The following is an 18,066-nucleotide window of genomic DNA, read 5'->3' on the forward strand; positions in this document are numbered from 1 at the left end:
GATGTCGATGCGGGCGTGTCGGCGCCGATACCACCCCATCAGTGCAGGGTGACCAAGAGATGCAACAAGGCATAATGGAGTTGATGTGGCGCTCCTCCCACGTGAGTGGCGGCAATGCCCACTATGTGGAAGCGCTCTACGAACAGTACCTCGATGACCCCTCCGCCGTTCCCGACGAATGGCGCCAGTATTTTGATCAGTTGCCTCGGCCCGAGGGTGGGGCCAGGCACGATGTTCCGCTTGAACCGATACGCGAGCAGTTCTATCAGTTGGGTCGCCAACGGCGCACTACCCAGGCCGCTGCCGCCAGTGACGAGAACAAGAAGCAGGTCAAGGTTCTCCAGCTGATCAATGCGTATCGCTTCCGCGGCCACCAGAAGGCCGATATCGACCCGCTTGGCCTGCGCGACCCCAAACCCATCCCCGATCTCGACCTCTCCTTCCACCAGCTCTCGAAGGCGGATCTGGACACCGAGTTCCAGACCGGCTCCTTCTTCCTGGGGGTAGATAAGGCACCGCTCAAGGTAATCGTCAACGCCCTGGAGCAGACCTACTGCCGATCCATCGGCTGCGAGATCATGCATATCGTCGATACCGAGGAGAAGCGCTGGTTGCAGCAGCGTTTCGAATCGGTGTGTTCGGCCCCCGAGTTCAGCCCGGACGTGCGCAAGCACGTGCTGGAGCGGCTGACCGCTGCCGAGGGCCTGGAGAGCTACCTGGCCTCCAAGTATCCCGGTACCAAGCGCTTTGGCCTCGAGGGCGGCGAAGCCTTCATCCCGATGATGGATGAGCTGATCCAGCGCGCCGGCGGCTACGGTACCAAGGAAGTAGTCATCGGCATGGCCCACCGCGGTCGCCTCAACCTGCTGGTCAATATCCTCGGCAAGAACCCCTCTGACCTGATCGACGAGTTCGACGGCAAGAAGGTCATCGAGCGCGGTTCGGGCGACGTCAAGTACCACCAGGGCTTCAGCTCCAACGTCATGACGCCGGGCGGCGAGGTGCACCTGGCGCTGTCCTTCAACCCGTCCCATCTGGAGATCGTCGCCCCGGTGGTCGAGGGGTCGGTGCGGGCTCGCCAGGACCGCCGCAACGATCCGGTCGGCAACAAGGTGCTGCCGATCAACGTCCATGGCGATGCGGCCTTCGCCGGACAGGGCGTGGTCATGGAGACCTTCCAGATGTCCCAGACCCGTGCCTACAAGACCGGTGGCACGGTGCACATCGTCATCAACAACCAGGTGGGCTTCACCACTTCGCATCCCGAGGATTCGCGCTCCACCGAGTACTGCACCGACATCGCCAAGATGGTTCAGGCGCCCATCTTCCACGTCAACGGCGACGATCCCGATGCCGTGCTGCATGTCACTCAGGTCGCTCTCGACTATCGTCAGCAGTTCCATCACGACGTGGTCATCGATCTGGTCTGCTACCGCCGCCGTGGCCATAACGAGGCCGATGAGCCCTCCGGCACTCAGCCGATGATGTACAGCAAGATCAGGGAACATCCATCATCGCGGGCCCGCTACATCGAGCGGCTGATCGGCGAGGGGCTGCTCGGTGATGACGATGCCAAGGCCATGATGGAGAAGTACCGGGACGACCTGATGGCCGGCAATCACGTGGCCAACGCCCTGGTGCAGAAACCCAACAAGTCGCTGTTCGTCGATTGGACCCCCTATCTGGGTCATGAGTGGACCGGCCATGCTGACACCACTGTCGACATGAAGCTGCTGCAGCGTCTCGCCGGGAAAATGTGCGAAGTCCCCGATGGGGTCGAAGTGCAGCGCCAGGTGGCCAAGATCTACGAGGATCGACGCAAGATGCAGGCCGGTGGCCTGGCCGCCAACTGGGGCTTCGCCGAGACCCTGGCCTACGCCACGCTGCTCGACGAGGGCCATCCCGTACGCATCACCGGCCAGGACGTCGGTCGTGGCACCTTCTCCCACCGCCACGCGGTGGTGCACAACCAGAAGGACGGCAGTGCCTACGTGCCCCTCCAGTACATGGCTGACGGCCAGCCGCGCTTCACCATTCACGACTCCTTTCTATCGGAAGAGGCGGTGCTGGCTTTCGAGTACGGCTACTCGACGACCGCTCCCAATGACCTGGTGGTCTGGGAAGCCCAGTTCGGCGACTTCTTCAACGGCGCACAGGTGGTGGTCGACCAGTTCATCTCTTCCGGCGAAACCAAGTGGGAGCGCCTGTGTGGACTGGCCATGCTGCTGCCCCATGGCTACGAAGGGCAGGGCCCCGAGCACTCCTCGGCGCGTCTCGAGCGTTTCCTGCAGATGTGTGCCGAGCACAACATGCAGGTCTGCGTGCCGACCACTCCGGCGCAGATCTTCCATCTGCTGCGGCGCCAGGTGATCCGTCCGCTGAGAAAGCCACTGGTGGTGATGACGCCCAAGAGCCTGCTGCGCCACAAGTCGGCGATCTCGAGCCTCGAGGAGCTGGCCAATGGCCGCTTCCAGATGGTGCTGCCCGACCAGGGCAAGCTCGAGGCAGGGAAGGTCGAGCGCATCATCCTCTGCGCCGGCAAGGTCTACTATGATCTGGCCAACTGGCGTGAGGAGAACACCCGCGAAGACACGGCGATCCTGCGCATCGAGCAGCTCTATCCCTTCCCGAAGGAGGAGCTCCTGGAAGCGATCAAGGATTACACCAATGTCACCGAGGTGGTCTGGTGCCAGGAGGAGCCGCTCAACCAGGGGGCCTGGTATTCGAGCCAGCACCACATGCGCGCCGTGGCTGACATGCTGCGCGATGGCCTGGGCGGCAAGCTCAAGTTTGCCGGTCGTCCGGCATCTGCGGCACCCGCGGCGGGCTACATGTCCGTGCACACCGAACAGCAGCGCCAGCTGGTGGAAGACGCCTTCAATCTTTGAGGCGCCCACCGGGACGAGAGAGAACAGACAAGGGAAACGACATGGCTACCGATATCAAGGCACCTACCTTTCCGGAATCCGTCGCCGAGGGCAGCGTGGCGGCCTGGCACAAGAAGCCCGGCGACAGTGTCGAGCGTGACGAACTGATCGTCGAGATCGAGACAGACAAGGTGGTGCTCGAGGTCGTGGCCCCCGAGGCCGGCACGCTCAGCGAGGTGCTGGTGGAAGAGGGCGACACCGTGGAGTCCGAGCAGGTGCTGGGCAAGATCGGCGAGGGCAAGGCCAAGGGCTCCGGCGAGCAGGACGCCAAGAAATCTGACGCCAAGGCCGGGAAGGAGAGCGACGCCAAGGCCGAGAAGGCAGATGATGCCGAGACCAAGCCCGCGGCCGGCGGCAAGAGCCACGAGGTCAAGGCCCCGACCTTCCCCGAGTCGATCCAGGAAGGCACCGTGGCCAGCTGGAACAAGCAGGTCGGCGACGCCGTGAAACGTGATGAGGTACTGGCCGAGATCGAGACCGACAAGGTTGTGCTGGAGGTCGTCGCTCCCGCGGATGGCGCGCTCTCCGAGATCAAGGCCGAGGAAGGTAGCCAGGTGACCTCCGAGCAGGTGCTGGCGATCTTCACCGAGGGTGCCGGCGGCGAGGCCGCCCCGGCGGTCGGCGAGGGCAAGCCCGCGGCTTCTGCTGATGATGGCGGCAGCGATGAAAAGGTGGGGGACAAGATCCTCGCCCCGGCCGCGCGCAAGCTGGTCGCCGAGCACGATCTCGATGTCAGCAAGATCGAAGGCACCGGCAAGGGCGGGCGCATCCTCAAGGAGGACGTGCAGCGCGCCGTGAAGGAAGGCTCCGCGAAGAAGTCGACCAAGCCGTCCGGCGGCGCTAAGGCTGCCGCAGCCGCCGCTCCGGCCGTGGAGGGCGAGCGTCCCGAGAAGCGCGTGCCGATGAGCCGGCTGCGCCAGACCATCGCCAAGCGCCTGGTCCAGGCTCAGCAGACCGCCGCCATGTTGACCACCTACAATGAGGTGGACATGGGCGCGGTGATGGACCTGCGCACCCAGTACAAGGACACCTTCCTCAAGTCCCACGACGTCAAGCTCGGCTTCATGGGCTTCTTCGTCAAGGCGGCCTCCGAGGCCCTGAAGCGTTTTCCGGACGTCAACGCCTCCATCGACGGCACCGACATCGTCTACCACGGTTACCAGGACATCGGCGTCGCCGTCTCCACCGACCGCGGCCTGGTGGTGCCGGTGCTGCGTGATACCGACAGCATGAAGATCGCCGATGTCGAGAAGAGCATCGTCGACTTCGGCAAGCGGGCCCGTGACGGCAAGCTTGGCATCGACGAGATGCAGGGCGGTACTTTCACCATCACCAACGGCGGCATCTTCGGCTCGCTGATGTCCACGCCGATCATCAACCCGCCGCAGACGGCGATCCTGGGCATGCACAAGATCCAGGAGCGCCCCATGGCGGTGAACGGCAAGGTCGAGATCCGCCCGATGATGTACCTGGCGGTTTCCTACGATCACCGCATGATCGATGGCAAGGATGCGGTTCAGTTCCTGGTGACCATCAAGGAGCTGCTCGAGGATCCGGCGCGCCTGCTGCTGGATATCTGAGCCACGGGACCCACTTCGCTCTTCAGCGACAAGTAACGAAGGAGCCAACATGGCTGACAAGTTTGATGTGATCGTGATCGGTGCGGGCCCCGGGGGCTACGTTTCCGCTATTCGTGCCGCCCAGATGGGGTTGAATGCCGCTGTCGTCGAGAAATGGATCAGCAAGGACGGCAAGCCCGTCTTCGGTGGTACCTGCCTGAACGTGGGCTGCATTCCCTCCAAGGCGTTGCTGGAGGCCTCGCACAAGTTCGTCGAGGCCAAGCACGACTTCGACGACATTGGCATCCAGGCGGGCGACGTCAGCATGGACGTCAAGAAGATGATGGCCCGCAAGGAAAAGATCGTGAACAACCTGACCGGCGGTGTTGCCGGCCTGTTGAAGGCCAACGGTGTCACGGCTATCCAGGGCACCGGCAAGGTGGTCTCTTCCAAGCAGGTCGAGGTGACCGACCAGGACGGCAAGGCGTCCACCTATGAGACCGACAACATCGTCGTCGCGGCGGGCTCCGTGCCGGTGGAGATCCCGCCGACGCCGCTGAAGGAAGGTATGGTGGTCGACTCCACCGGTGCCCTGGAGTTCCAGGAGACCCCTAAGCGTCTGGGCGTGATCGGTGCCGGCATCATCGGCCTCGAGCTCGGCAGCGTATGGAACCGCCTGGGCAGCGAGGTCACCGTGCTCGAGGCCATGGACGACTTCCTGCCGATGGTCGATGGCGCCATCGCCAAGGAGACCCAGAAGCTGCTCAAGAAGCAGGGCCTGGACATCCGGATGGGGGCGAGGGTCACTGGCTCCGAGATCAAGGGGGATGAGGTCGTCGTCAAGTACACCGACGCCAAGGGCGAGCAGGAGATCACTTTCGACAAGCTGATCGTCTGCGTCGGCCGCAAGCCCTATACCACGGGCGTGATCGCCGACGGCGTGGGCGTCGAGACCGACGAGCGCGGCTTCATTCATGTCGACGATCAGTGCCGCACCAGCGTGCCGAGCGTCTATGCCATCGGCGACTGCGTGCGCGGCCCGATGCTGGCCCACAAGGCCTCGGAAGAGGGTGTGATGGTTGCCGACATCATCGCCGGCCACAAGGCCGAGATGAACTACGACGCCATCCCCAACGTCATCTATACCTTCCCGGAAGTGGCCTGGGTCGGCATGACCGAGCAGGAGGCGAAGTCCAAGGGCGTCGAGGTCAAGACGGGCACCTTCCCGTTCGCCGCCAGCGGCCGCGCCATGGCCAATAACGCCACCGAAGGCCAGGCCAAGGTCATCGCCGACGCCGAGACTGACCGTGTGCTGGGCATGCATATCGTCGGTCAGCATGCCGGCGAGATGATCGCCCAGGGCGTGATCGCGCTGGAGTTCGGCTCCAGCGCCGAGGATCTGGCGCTGACCTGCTATGCTCACCCGACCATGTCGGAAGCGGTGCACGAGGCCGCCCTTGCGGTGGAAGGCCATGCCATCCACATGGCCAATCGCAAGAAGAAAAAGTAAGGACAACAAGCGCCACCGGCAGGTGGCGCATCGCTTCCGGCCAAGTATCGGAGGCGAACGGTGGTGACACGGCAACCGCGGCCCAGAGGGCGCGAGGCGGGTCACCGTTCGAGTCACATGCAACCAATGGCATGAATCGATGAACCTTCACGAATATCAGAGCAAGCAGCTGTTTGCCGACTATGGCCTGCCGGTCTCCAAGGGCTTCGCCGTCGACACTTCCGAAGAGGCGGCGGAAGCCTGCAAGAAGATCGGTGGCGACAAGTGGGTGGTCAAGGCCCAGGTCCACGCCGGTGGGCGCGGCAAGGCCGGTGGCGTCAAGCTGATCAAGAGCCCGGAGGAGGCCCAGGCCTTCGCCGAGTCCTGGCTGGGCAAGAACCTGGTGACCTTCCAGACCGACGAGAACGGTCAGCCGGTCACCAAGATTCTGGTCGAGACCCTCACCGACATCGCCAATGAGCTCTACCTGGGCGCCGTGGTCGATCGCGGCACCCGGCGTGTGGTCTTCATGGCCTCCACCGAGGGCGGTGTGGAGATCGAGAAGGTCGCCGAAGAGACGCCCGAGAAGATCCTCAAGGCCGAGATCGACCCGCTGGTGGGTGCGCAGCCCTACCAGGCGCGCGAGCTGGCGTTCGCCCTGGGGCTCACCGGCAATCAGGTCAAGCAGTTCACCAAGATCTTCCTGGGTCTGTCCAAGCTCTTTCATGACAAGGACCTGGCGCTGCTCGAGATCAATCCCCTGGTGATCACCGACGAAGGCAACCTCCACTGCCTCGACGCCAAGATCAACCTGGACGGCAACGCCCTCCATCGCCATCCGGACCTGCAGGCGATGCGCGACCCGTCACAGGAAGACGAGCGCGAATCCGAGGCGGCGGCGTGGGAGCTCAATTACGTGGCCCTGGAAGGCAACATCGGCTGCATGGTCAACGGCGCCGGCTTGGCCATGGGCACCATGGACATCATCAAGCTCAACGGCGGTCAGCCGGCCAACTTCCTCGATGTGGGCGGCGGTGCCACCAAGGAGCGGGTGGCCGAGGCCTTCAAGCTCATCCTTTCCGACGATTCCGTGAAGGCCGTGCTGGTCAACATTTTCGGCGGCATCGTGCGTTGTGACATGATCGCCGAGGGCATCATCGGTGCCGTCGAGCAGGTCGGTGTCAACGTGCCCGTGGTGGTGCGTCTGGAAGGTAACAACGCCGAGCTGGGTGCCGAGAAGCTGGCGTCCAGTGGTCTGAACATCATCGCTGCTACCAGCCTGACCGACGCGGCTCAGCAGGTTGTCAAGGCAGCGGAGGGCAAGTAATGAGCATCCTGATCGACAAGAACACCAAGGTCATCTGCCAGGGCTTCACCGGCGGCCAGGGGACCTTTCACTCCGAGCAGGCGATCGCCTACGGCACCCAGATGGTTGGCGGTGTGACACCGGGCAAGGGCGGCCAGGAGCACCTGGGCCTGCCGGTGTTCAACACTGTCAAGGAAGCCGTGGAGAAGACCGGTGCCGACGCCAGCGTGATCTATGTGCCGGCGGCGTTCTGCAAGGACTCCATCCTCGAGGCGGCCAACGCGGGCATCAAGCTGATCGTCTGCATCACCGAAGGCATTCCGACCCTGGACATGCTCGACGTCAAGGTGAAGTGCGACGAACTGGGTGTACGGCTGATCGGCCCCAACTGCCCCGGCGTGATCACCCCCGGCGAGAGCAAGATCGGCATCATGCCGGGCCATATCCACAAGCCGGGCAAGGTCGGTATCGTGTCGCGTTCCGGCACCCTGACCTATGAAGCCGTCAAGCAGACCACCGACCACGGCTTCGGCCAGTCCACCTGCGTGGGCATCGGCGGTGATCCGATCCCGGGCTCCAACTTCATCGATATCCTCGAGCAGTTCGAGAAGGATCCGGCGACCGAGGCGATCGTGATGATCGGCGAGATCGGCGGCACCGCCGAGGAAGAGGCGGCCGCCTACATCAAGGCCAACGTCTCCAAGCCGGTGGTCTCCTACATCGCCGGCGTCACCGCGCCTCCCGGCAAGCGCATGGGCCACGCCGGGGCGATCATTGCCGGCGGCAAGGGCACGGCGGACGAGAAGTTCGCTGCCCTGGAGGCTGCGGGCGTGAAGACCGTGCGCTCGCTGGCCGAGATCGGCGATGCACTGAAGGCAGCGACCGGCTGGTAAGCTTTCGATTTGCCGTCGCGGGAAGTGAAAGGGCACCTTCGGGTGCCCTTTCTGCATTTCGAAACAGGAGCTAGGCTTCGAGTTTCAAGACCATGCTTCGGAGATGCCCATGGCCAAGGTGCCCGCTGCCTATCGCGCCACCCAAGGCTCCATTCTCGACGTGGACCGCGACTTCTACCGCCGCCTCGCTGACCCGGCCGACCGAATCTCCGTCGAACGCCTGACCGTGCCGATTCGTGAAGGCCTGGCCTGGGAGGTGCCTGCGGGCCATGTCGTGCGGCTCTCGACGCTGGGTGGGCCGCAGGTGGGCGATTTCAATCTATGGCATCGCCATAACCCGCGAGAGCGCTTCTGGGCCTCGCGCACTCGCCAGCTGCAGCGGGCCCATGTGTCGACGTTCGATCGCTTGTGGTCGACGCTGCCCTATCTGCGCCCCATGGCCACCATCATCGAGGATACCCTCGGCGAATACGGAGAGGACGGTGACGGTGGGCGCGTGCATGACCTGCTGGGGACCCGCTGCGATCCCTATGTCAACAAGCTCTTGACCGGTGAGGACTTCGATCATCACTGCCACTCCAACCTGGTGCGAGCGGTGGCCCCGTTCGGCCTTACCGAGTTCGACGTACATGACGTGCTCAACGTCTTCCAGTGCACCGGTCTCAACGACGATGACCAGTACTTCATGAAGGCTTGCCCGGCGAGAGAGGGCGATCATATCGAGTTCTTCGCCGAGATCGACCTGCTGTGCGCGCTTTCGTGCTGCCCGGGCGGCGATATTTCGGTTGACCTCTGGGGTCCCGACGCTCGCGATCCGCTTGAAACCTGCCACCCCATCGGCGTTGAGGTCTTCCGGCCAGCACCGGCGCTGCTCGCTGGCTGGGAATCCCCCGAGTATGCGCCCTACCGGGGCGGGCATGGCATGCAAGCCCCGAGCATCGACTGGACGGCGGAGAAGCAGCGCCGTTTCGAGTCCTGACGGCAACCATCGGGATGGCACTCAGGTTTGCGCGGACGATCTGCGCTGCACCAACCGAAAGGCCGACAGCAGAAACAGCGGGGCTCCGGCCGCCAGGTAAAGGTGATAGGACACCAGGCGCCAGACTAGCACGGCGGCGGCGGCCTGTTCGCGCTCCATCAGCGGCAGCAGCAGCCCGCCGACCCCCAGCTCGGCCGCACCGGCGCCGCCGGGAAGAAAGCTGAACTGGCTCGCGGCCATGGCCAGCATCTGGGTCAGGAAGGTCCATAGCCAGTCGGCATGTCCTCCAGCGCCCAGCACCGCCAGGTAGAGCAGGCTGTAGCGCAGCAGCCAATGCGCGGTGGTGAGCCCCAGCATCGCCAGCAGCGTCGGAACGGGGAGCCGCAGTGTGGCCTGCAGCGCATGTCGGCACGTCAGCAGGCGGCGGGCCAGCCAACGGCGCCGATGGCCGCTCAGCCAGCGTGCGCCCGGTGATGCGGAATAGCGCAGCAGTCGTGGCAGGTATGCCATCACCAGCGTAACGCCGGTGGCCAGGAGGGCCAACGCGACCAGGGCCAGCTGGATCAGTGCCTGGTGGGGCCACTGGGTCTCGCCCAGCAGGGAGAAGGCCACCAGCCCCGTCAGCATGCAGAGGAAGAACAGCAGATCGCAGCCCTGGTCCAGCAGGAAGACGGCCGCCCCTCTGGAGGCCGGCAACCCGCGTTGCGACAGCAATACCAGCAGCGTGGGCGGTCCGCCACTGCCTCCGGGCGTGGCACAGAGGGCGAACTTGGACGCCAGCTCGATGCTCAGTGCCCTGAACTGTCCAAGGTGGCCGGCCCGGCCATTCAGCATCAGGCGCAATCGGGCGGCATTGAGATTCCAGCACAGGAACGCGATCAGCACCATCAGGCCGACGACATCCAGCGGGAACCGCTTGACCCCCTCCAGGGCCTCGATTCCGCCCAGCCAGGCAGTGACCAGGAGGGGGGCGATGAGCGCCAGCACGATCAGCAGGCCATGAAGCGGCCGCCATCGAGGCAGCGTCCGGCGAGGCTCAGCCGTTCTTGGAGATAACATGGCGCTCGCCGCCGTGACGCAGTTGCCGATAATGCCCCAGCAGATCATCGATGACCCGCTGCCAATCGAAATGACGCTCGACGTGTCGGCGGGCGTGGCGCCCCATGGCCTTCGGGTCGTTGAGAAACAGCTCGCGAGTAGACCGTGCCATGTCGGCGGCATCACGGGGTCGGCACAGGATCCCGGCGCCCAGCGGCACATACTCCTTCAGGGCGCCGGCCTTCGCTGCTACCACCGGCAGTCCGGAGGCCATGGCCTCCTGCGCCACCAGGCCGAAGGTCTCGCGGTTACCGGCATGCAGCATGGCATCGGCGCTGGCCAGGGCGGTGGCGATCTCGTCGGGAGGGCAGTAGCGGGGTATCACGCTGACGTTCGAGGGGACGCGGGTGGGCATTCCCGGACCCATCAGGAGAAGGTGGTAGTCCGCCCCCAGCTGCCGCATCACGTCGACCAGCACGTCGATATGCTTCTCCGGCGAGTGGCGGCCGGCGAATATCAACAGCCGCTGGTGATCGCCCAGGCCCAGACGTTCGCGCACTGCGGGGTCACGATGCCCCGGGTGGAAGGCCTCGAGGTCGACGCCCAGCGGCTGCACGCGTATCGGCTCCACGCCCCAGTCGGCCAGTCGCTCCGCCATGGCGGTACAGGGCGCCAGCACGCTGTCGAAATGGCCATAGAGGTCGCCTACATAGCGCTGCAGGCGCTGGCGGACTCCCGTCCCGAAGCGATCGCCCATCAGTCTCGGCAGGTCGGAGTGGAAGAAGCCCACGGTGGGCACCCCCAGGGCCTGACCGGCCTCCGCGGCGGCCCAGGCAGTAACGTAGGGGTCGCCGGCCTCGATGAGGTCGGGGGCCATCGTCATCAGGGCATCGCGCCAGGGCCGGCGGCGCAGCGGGAAACGATAGCCCTGGCCCAGGGGGATCCGCGTCGCGGGAAGGGTATGCACCCCACCCAGGGAGCCGCGCTCGCCACCGGGTACCAGCAGGCTCGTCCGCAGATCTGGCCGGGTGGCCAGCACGCGATGCTTGGCCTCGAGGTAAGTGCGCACTCCACCGCTGGCAGGGGCGTGGAACATGGTGACGTCGACGATATGCAAGGAGCCCTCCTGGCGCTGATGTTTCCAGCCAGCCTAGGGCGGCGATGCGACAATTGTGCGACAGCCAGAACGCGAGACGGCGACCCGAGGGTCGCCGTCCTGTGTCGCTTAGGGTCTGCCGGACGGTCAGTCCGCGGGTCGGCCCACCAACGAGCGGGTTTCCTCGCGAGCTTCGGTCAGCGCAACCTGGATGATGTCGCCCAGCTTGAAGCGCTCCTCACCCTCGATCTGGATGCGCCCCTCCTTGTCATCGATCACCACCTTGGTGCGGTCGCTGTGCATCATCGGGGCGGGGATGAAGGCCGTCGCGCCGTTGGCGACCAGGCGTACGCGCATGCCGCCACGGTTGACGTTGACGATCTCGGCCTCGAAGGTCTGCTGGGCCTCGGCGGCGGGGGTCAGGTAGCGCACGTAGAGCCAGTCCTTGACGTCGCGCTCGGCCATGCGGTTCAGCCGGCGGCGCTCGGTGAGCTGCTCGGTGAGCTGCTGGCTGGCCTCGGCCGGGGCCTGCTCGCCCTTGAGCACCCGCTTGATCAAGCGGTGGTTGACCATGTCGCCATACTTGCGGATCGGCGAGGTCCAGGTGGCATAGGCGGACAGTCCCAGGCCGAAGTGCGGGCCGGGCTGGGCCGACATGCTGGTGAAGCCCTGGAAGCGACGCAGGCGGGCATCCAGCCAGGCGTCATCGCGGCCCTCGAGCTCGCGCTTGAGCTCGGTGTAGCGGGGCAGTTCGGTGAGTTGCTCGCGCTCCACCTGAATGTCCTGGCCGGCCAGGAACTCCTGGGCCGCCTCGGCCTTCTCCGGCTCGAAGGCGCGATGCACGTTGAAGATGCCGTGGCCGATGTGCCTGGCCAGGAAGTCGGCACAGCAGGCGTTGGCGGCGACCATCGACTCCTCGATCATGCGGTTGGCGATGCGCCGGTGCTCGGTGCGGATGTCCAGCACGTTACCGGCCTCGTCCAGGTCGAAGACGAAGTCGGGGCGGTCCTTGAAGACCAGGGCATGAGCCGCCCGCCAGGCGCTGCGTGCCTCGGTCATGGCCTCCAGTGCCTTGAGCTGCTCGCCGATGTCGTCGGCCGGTGCCCAGTCACCCTGACCTTCGAGCCAGTCGGAGACCCAGTCGTAGGCGAGCTTGGCATGGGAGCGCGCGGTGGCGGCGAAGAAGCGGTAGTCGCCGAGACTGCCATCGGCGCCGACCTCCAGGGTGCAGGCCAGCACCGGGCGATCCTTGCCCTCCCACAGCGAGCAGAGGTCATCGGCCAGCTGCTCGGGCAGCATGGTGACGTTCTGGCCCGGCAGGTAGACGGTGAAGGCGCGGGTGCGAGCCTCGAGGTCGGCGGCATGCCCCTCCTCCACGTAGGCGGTGGGGTCCGCGATGGCCACGGTCAGCGACCAGCCGCCATCCTCGCGGGAGCGGATGCGCAGGGCATCATCCATGTCGCGGGTCTTCTCGCCATCGATGGTGAAGAAGGGTTCGGCGGTCAGGTCCTCGCGTTCGAGGCCCTCGTCGAGCAGCGGCCAGTCGTCACCGGCGTCCGGGCACTCCTGCTCCAGGGCATGGCGGGCCAGGGTCACGCGCCACGGCACGGCCGGGTCGTCGGTCTTGGCCACCAGCTCGTCGATCTGGGTGAAGAAGGCGCGGTCATCGGGCTTGAGGGGATGGCGCACCAGACGAGCCACGACCCAGTCGCCGTCACCTATGCTGTCTTCGTCCAGGCTGCGCTTGATACGCGCCTTGAGCACGTTCTTCATTACCGGGTGGTCGGGCACCACGGCGAGACGCCCCTCGCGCTTCTGGACGCGCGCGATAAAGCGTTCCATGCCGGTCTCGAGCAGTTTCTCCGGCTCGACCGATTTCTTGTCGCCCTCCTCGTGGACGACAGCCTCGACGCGGTCGCCATGCAGCACCAGCTTCATGGCGGGGGGCGGCACGAAATAGGATTCGCCGTCGTCGGTCTCGAGGAAGCCGAAGCCCCTGTCGGTGGCCTTGATCACGCCCTCGACGCGAGGGGTGTTCGAGCGGATCTGTTGCTTGAGTTGGGCAAGCGCCGAGTTGTTCTGCAGCATGGTCACGATCGGTTGGCGGGTAAGAGGGCCACTATACGGATTCGCGACCCCGGCGCCAAATGGCACGTGGGGGAAAGGAATCCGTCGCCCGTGGATGCCACGGCCACGCTGAGGTATCTACACCCGCCGGGCGCCTTACCAGCGAGATCATCGTCGCGGGTCGGCAGGGAAGACAGCGGAGAGCGCCTTCGGTAGCCTGAAGGATTCAGGCTACGCGGAACACCCCATGACCCCACGACTGATCGTTACAGACCTCGACGGCACCCTGCTCGGGGCCAACCATGACCTGCACCCGACGACTGTCGACACCCTGCGGGCCCTGGCAGGGCAGGGGCACCACCTGGCGTTTGCTTCGGGTCGCCACTTTCGGGACATGCAGCGCTTCCGCGAACGCCTCGGCGTCCCCGTGCACGTGATCAGCACCAATGGCGCCTATCTCCACGATACCGAGCATCGCCTGGTGACCGCCCGCCACCTGGAGGCCTCTGTGGCGCGTGAGTTGATCGCCTTGCCGCGCCATCCCGAGGTACGCCTCAACCTCTTCCACGAGGAGGAGTGGTTGATCGATGCCGAAGCGCCCGGCCTGCTGGCGCTGCACGCTCATACCGGCTTCGGGTACCGGGTTGCCGACCCCGGCGAACTCGACGGCGAGGGCGTCGGCAAGGTGCTCTTTATCGGTGACCCCGAAGAGGTCAGGCAGCTGGAGGAGACGATCCGCGCCCGCCATGGCGAGCGGTTGCATCTGACCTGGTCGATGGCCACCTCGCTGGAGATCATGGCCGAGGGCGTGAACAAGGGCACCGCCCTCACTGCGTTGCTCGAGCGCCTGGGGCTTGGCCCCGAGCAATGCCTGGCCTTCGGCGACAACCTCAACGATACCGAGATGCTCGCCCTGGCGGGCGAAGCCCACGTGATGGCCAACGCCCACCCCGAGCTGGCCGGCCGGCTTCCCGATGCGCAGCACATCGGCCATCACGATGACCAGGCGGTGGCCGCGCGGCTGCGCGAGCGTTTTGGAGTCTCGAGATGACGACGCCACCGGTGACCCTGATCGTGGTCGACGACGACCCCGAGATCCGCGAGCTGCTGGCCGACTACCTGAGCCGCCACGGCTACCGAGCGCTGACCGCCGAGGATGCCCAGGCGCTGGGTGAGCTGCTGGTCGAGGAGACGCCGGACCTGCTGGTGGTGGACCTCATGCTGCCCGGCGACGACGGCTTCACCATTTGTCGGGATCTGCGTCGCAAGAGCGACGTGCCGATCATCATGCTGACCGCCAGTGCCGACGAAACCGATCGCATCCTGGGGCTGGAGCTGGGCGCCGACGACTACCTGGGCAAGCCCTTCAACCCCCGCGAGCTGTTGGCGAGAATCAAGGCGGTGCTGCGTCGCACTCGTCCCGGCCAGGTATCGCTCGACCCGGCGGAGGCCCGCCTGGTGGCGTTCGGCGACTGGCGGCTTGACCGCCTGACCCGCGCGCTGATCGATAGCGCCGGTGAGCAGATCCCGCTTTCCGGTGCCGATTTTCAGCTGTTGCAGGTGTTCCTCGCGCGCCCTGAACAGGTGTTGTCTCGAGACGATCTCTACGTGCTGACTCGGGGGCGTCCGTCGCCTCCCCTGGATCGCTCCATCGATGTGCACGTGTGTCGTTTGCGTCAGCGCCTCGGCGAGGATGCCCAGCACTCCCAACTGATCCGGACGGTGCGTGGCGCAGGCTATGTGCTGACGGCCCGGGTTGAGGTCCTGTCTTGACAGCGGAGAGTCGCTGGCGGCGGCTGCGTCGGTGGCTCTCCCGTGGCCTTCCGGGCACGCTACGGGGACGCTTCGTGTTGATCATGGTGCTGGGCGTACTGGCTGCGCAGCTGGCCAGTTACGCGATCTGGACCTCCCAGGTGCGTTCCAGCCGCATGGCCCAGCTCGACGAACTGTCGAGCAACGTCGCCTACAGCGTGGCCTCTACCATGCAGTTCTTCCGGTCGTTGCCGCGGGAGTACCGACATATTGTGCTCGATCAACTGCGCAACATGGGGGGTACGCGGTTCTTCGTCAGCGTCAACGAACACCGCATTGGTGTGGTGGATATCGGCGAGGGGCCGGAGAAAGCGCTGGTGGTCGACAACTTTCAGCGCATCCTCACCAGTGAGCTCAACATCGACGAGGTGCTGGTAGAGTTTTCGCGGCCCGAGACGCTGCGTGTCTTCAACAACGAGTTGCTGTTGACCGACCTGCCTCCGCGCTGGGGGCAGCACAGCCTGCTGATGGAGCCTCTCTCGCCGCCGATTCTGGTCGTGCAACTGCAGCTCGAGCCCGGTACCTGGCTTTATATAGCGACCCTGCTGCCCATCGCCGAGCTGTTCGAGCCCCGCGTCTGGCTGTCGGGGGAGCGCTTGCTGGCCATGTTGATGGTACTGCTGACGGTGTTGGGACTCTCGCTGCTGGGGATCCGCAGCATGACGCGTCCGCTGTCACGTCTCGCGCGAGCCGCCCGCCAGCTGGGTGACGATCTCGATGCCTCGCCGCTGCGCGAAAGCGGCCCGCGTGAGGTCGTGGCCACGGCCGTGGCCTTCAACCGCATGCAGGGGCGTATCCGGGAGCAGGTCGAGGAGCGTGAACGGCTGTTCTCGGCCATCTCTCACGACCTCAAGACCCCGATCACCCGCTTGCGCCTGCGCGCCGAAATGCTCGATGACCCGCGTCAGCGCGAGCGTTTCTGCGCCTCGCTCGACGAACTGGATGCGCTGGTGCGTGGCGCGCTGGCTTCGGTGAAAGGGCTGGACCTGCATGAACCGATCGTGGAGGTCGACCCCGTCGCCTTGCTGGAGTCGCTGGCGGCAGAGCTGCGGCTGCATGGCGGCGAAGTGGTCGTCGAGGGGAGCGCCGCTCCTATCGCCGCCAAGGCGATGGCCCTCAGGCGCTGCCTGGCCAACCTGATCGAGAATGCCCTCTTCTATGGTCAGCGTGCCGAGATAACCCTCATCGACAGTGACGAGATGCTGACGATCGCCATTCGCGATCAGGGTCCCGGCATTCCCGAGACCCACGCCGAACACGTCTTCTCCCCCTTCGTGCGGCTGGAGCCCTCGCGCAGTCGACATACCGGGGGCAGCGGTCTGGGGCTGGGGATCGCACGACATATCGCGCGGGCCCATGGGGGTGAGGTCGTGCTCGCCAACCATCCCGAAGGGGGGCTGGTCGTCACCCTGACACTGCCTCGCCAGGGCAATGTTACCGACCTGCAATAACGCCCTAACACTTTGCAGGACTCGGTAACGCCCCTTCGTCGAACGAGTGGCGTAGCGTGTCGGTATCCCGGTGAGCCGGGAGGCCATAACAAGACGATACGAGGATTTCACGCCATGCACGCTTCAACACGCTGCGCTTCACCCCGCAAGACCGCGCTCGCCCTGGCCACCGGCCTGGCGGCCTCTCTGACCCTGACCGCCGCTCAGGCCGGCGATGTGGAGGTCCTGCACTGGTGGACCTCCGGAGGCGAGGCCCGCGCGGCCAATGTGCTCAAGGAGTTGATGGAAGCCGAGGGGCACACCTGGGAGGACTTCGCGGTGGCCGGCGGCGGCGGCGAAACCGCCATGACGGTACTCAAGTCCCGCGCCATGTCCGGCAATCCGCCTTCCGCGGCTCAGATCAAGGGGCCCGAGATCCAGGAGTGGGGTGAACTCGGGCTGCTGGGCGATCTCGACGCCGTGGCCGAGGCCCAGGACTGGCAAGCGCTGCTGCCCGAGACGGTAGCGGAAGTGATGCGCCATGACGGCCATTATGTGGCGGTGCCGGTCAATGTTCACCGCGTCAACTGGCTGTGGGCCAATCCCGAGGTGCTCGAGGATGCGGGAGTCGAGATGCCCACCACCCTCGATGAGCTGTTCGCCGCCGAGGAACCGTTGCGTGCGGCGGGCTATATCCCGCTGGCGCACGGTGGCCAGGCCTGGCAGGACGCTACCATCTTCGAGGACATCGTGCTGGCGGAGGGAGGCAGCGACTTCTATCGTCGTGCCCTGGTGGAGCTGGATCCCGACGCCCTGGGCGGCGAGCAGATGGTCGAGGCGCTCTCGACCTTCAAGCGACTGCGCGAGCTGATGGATGACGACATGTCGGGGCGCGACTGGAACATCGCTACCTCCATGGTCATCGAGGGCGATGCCGCCATGCAGTTGATGGGCGACTGGGCCAAGGGCGAGTTCACGGCCGCGGGCCTCACCGCCGGCGAGGATTACCTGTGCGCCCCGGCGCCGGGCACGGCATCAGTGTTCACCTTCAACATCGATAGCCTGGCGATGTTCCGGGTCAGCGACGAGGCCGACCGCGAGGCCCAGCAGGACCTGGCGCGCCTGGTGCTGGAACCTACCTTCCAGGAAGCCTTCAACCTCGCCAAGGGCTCGATTCCCGCTCGCCCGGACCTGGACATGAGCGAGTTCGATCGCTGTGCGCAGCAATCGCTGGCCGACTTCCAGCGTACCGCCGAGGAGGGCGGCCTGGTGCCCAGCATGGCACACGGCATGGCGGTGCCGGCCGCTGTCCAGGGTGCCATCTTCGATGTTGTCACCAACTACTTCAACGACAGCGACATGGAGGCCGAGGAGGCCGCCCAGCGCATGGTCAACACGGCTCAGGCCATTCTCTAGGACCCGCTGGCCGGGGACGCCGCTGCGGCGGCGTCCGTCTTCATCCACGAGGAT

At 65.4% G+C, this 18,066-nt stretch carries 13 protein-coding genes; 10 read left to right on the plus strand and 3 right to left on the minus strand.

What is annotated here, in order from left to right:
* The first annotated feature begins 59 nt into the window (after positions 1-59).
* The 6 genes from HALO32_RS15095 (at position 60) to HALO32_RS15120 (ending at position 9,153) form a co-directional block, all read left to right on the plus strand.
* Positions 60-2,888: a 2-oxoglutarate dehydrogenase E1 component gene (locus tag HALO32_RS15095; protein ID WP_151444731.1), complete on the plus strand. Its 2,829-nt coding sequence runs from the start codon at positions 60-62 to the stop codon at positions 2,886-2,888.
* 41 nt (positions 2,889-2,929) lie between these two features.
* Positions 2,930-4,507, plus strand: coding sequence for a 2-oxoglutarate dehydrogenase complex dihydrolipoyllysine-residue succinyltransferase (gene odhB, locus HALO32_RS15100; RefSeq protein ID WP_151444732.1), 1,578 nt, complete (start codon positions 2,930-2,932; stop codon positions 4,505-4,507).
* A 49-nt stretch (positions 4,508-4,556) separates the two neighbouring features.
* Positions 4,557-5,996, plus strand: coding sequence for a dihydrolipoyl dehydrogenase (lpdA, locus tag HALO32_RS15105; RefSeq protein ID WP_151444733.1), 1,440 nt, complete (start codon positions 4,557-4,559; stop codon positions 5,994-5,996).
* Positions 5,997-6,135: 139 nt separating this feature from the next.
* Positions 6,136-7,302, plus strand: a complete 1,167-nt coding sequence (gene sucC / locus HALO32_RS15110) for an ADP-forming succinate--CoA ligase subunit beta (RefSeq protein WP_151444734.1) — start codon at positions 6,136-6,138, stop codon at positions 7,300-7,302.
* The gene (gene sucD, locus HALO32_RS15115; RefSeq protein ID WP_151444735.1) at positions 7,302-8,174 is read left to right on the plus strand and encodes a succinate--CoA ligase subunit alpha; all 873 of its coding nucleotides are present in this window, start codon (positions 7,302-7,304) and stop codon (positions 8,172-8,174) included. Before sucC ends, sucD begins: the two co-directional genes overlap by 1 nt.
* A 109-nt stretch (positions 8,175-8,283) precedes the next feature.
* Positions 8,284-9,153 carry an urea carboxylase-associated family protein gene (locus HALO32_RS15120; protein ID WP_151444736.1) on the plus strand — a complete coding sequence of 290 codons (870 nt, stop codon included), beginning with the start codon at positions 8,284-8,286 and terminating at the stop codon, positions 9,151-9,153.
* Positions 9,154-9,174: 21 nt separating this feature from the next.
* On the opposite strand, the gene HALO32_RS15125 is transcribed toward HALO32_RS15120, so the two are convergent.
* The 3 genes from HALO32_RS15125 to HALO32_RS15135 form a co-directional block, all read right to left on the minus strand.
* Complete coding sequence (locus tag HALO32_RS15125; RefSeq protein WP_151444737.1) at positions 9,175-10,212, minus strand: lysylphosphatidylglycerol synthase transmembrane domain-containing protein; 1,038 nt, start codon at positions 10,210-10,212, stop codon at positions 9,175-9,177.
* The gene (locus tag HALO32_RS15130) at positions 10,190-11,308 is read right to left on the minus strand and encodes a glycosyltransferase (protein WP_151444738.1); all 1,119 of its coding nucleotides are present in this window, start codon (positions 11,306-11,308) and stop codon (positions 10,190-10,192) included. The genes HALO32_RS15125 and HALO32_RS15130 overlap by 23 nt, the downstream gene beginning before the upstream one ends.
* Positions 11,309-11,434: 126 nt before the next feature.
* Complete coding sequence (locus tag HALO32_RS15135; protein WP_151444739.1) at positions 11,435-13,375, minus strand: exoribonuclease II; 1,941 nt, start codon at positions 13,373-13,375, stop codon at positions 11,435-11,437.
* A gap of 226 nt (positions 13,376-13,601) precedes the next feature.
* On the opposite strand from HALO32_RS15135, the gene HALO32_RS15140 reads away from it, so the two are divergent.
* From HALO32_RS15140 to HALO32_RS15155, 4 genes are all read left to right on the plus strand, one after another.
* A complete protein-coding gene (locus HALO32_RS15140; RefSeq protein ID WP_151444740.1) occupies positions 13,602-14,405 on the plus strand; it encodes a Cof-type HAD-IIB family hydrolase in 804 nt (267 codons plus the stop codon).
* Positions 14,402-15,127, plus strand: coding sequence for a response regulator (locus tag HALO32_RS15145; protein ID WP_151444741.1), 726 nt, complete (start codon positions 14,402-14,404; stop codon positions 15,125-15,127). Before HALO32_RS15140 ends, HALO32_RS15145 begins: the two co-directional genes overlap by 4 nt.
* A gap of 83 nt (positions 15,128-15,210) precedes the next feature.
* Positions 15,211-16,617 (plus strand): ATP-binding protein, encoded by a 1,407-nt coding sequence (locus HALO32_RS15150; protein WP_151444826.1) that lies wholly within the window; start codon positions 15,211-15,213, stop codon positions 16,615-16,617.
* Between the two features lie 114 nt (positions 16,618-16,731).
* Positions 16,732-18,012 (plus strand): ABC transporter substrate-binding protein, encoded by a 1,281-nt coding sequence (locus tag HALO32_RS15155; RefSeq protein WP_151444742.1) that lies wholly within the window; start codon positions 16,732-16,734, stop codon positions 18,010-18,012.
* Positions 18,013-18,066: the final 54 nt, after the last annotated feature.

The sequence above is a fragment of the Halomonas lysinitropha genome (assembly GCF_902500215.1).
Classification (GTDB): domain Bacteria; phylum Pseudomonadota; class Gammaproteobacteria; order Pseudomonadales; family Halomonadaceae; genus Halomonas; species Halomonas lysinitropha.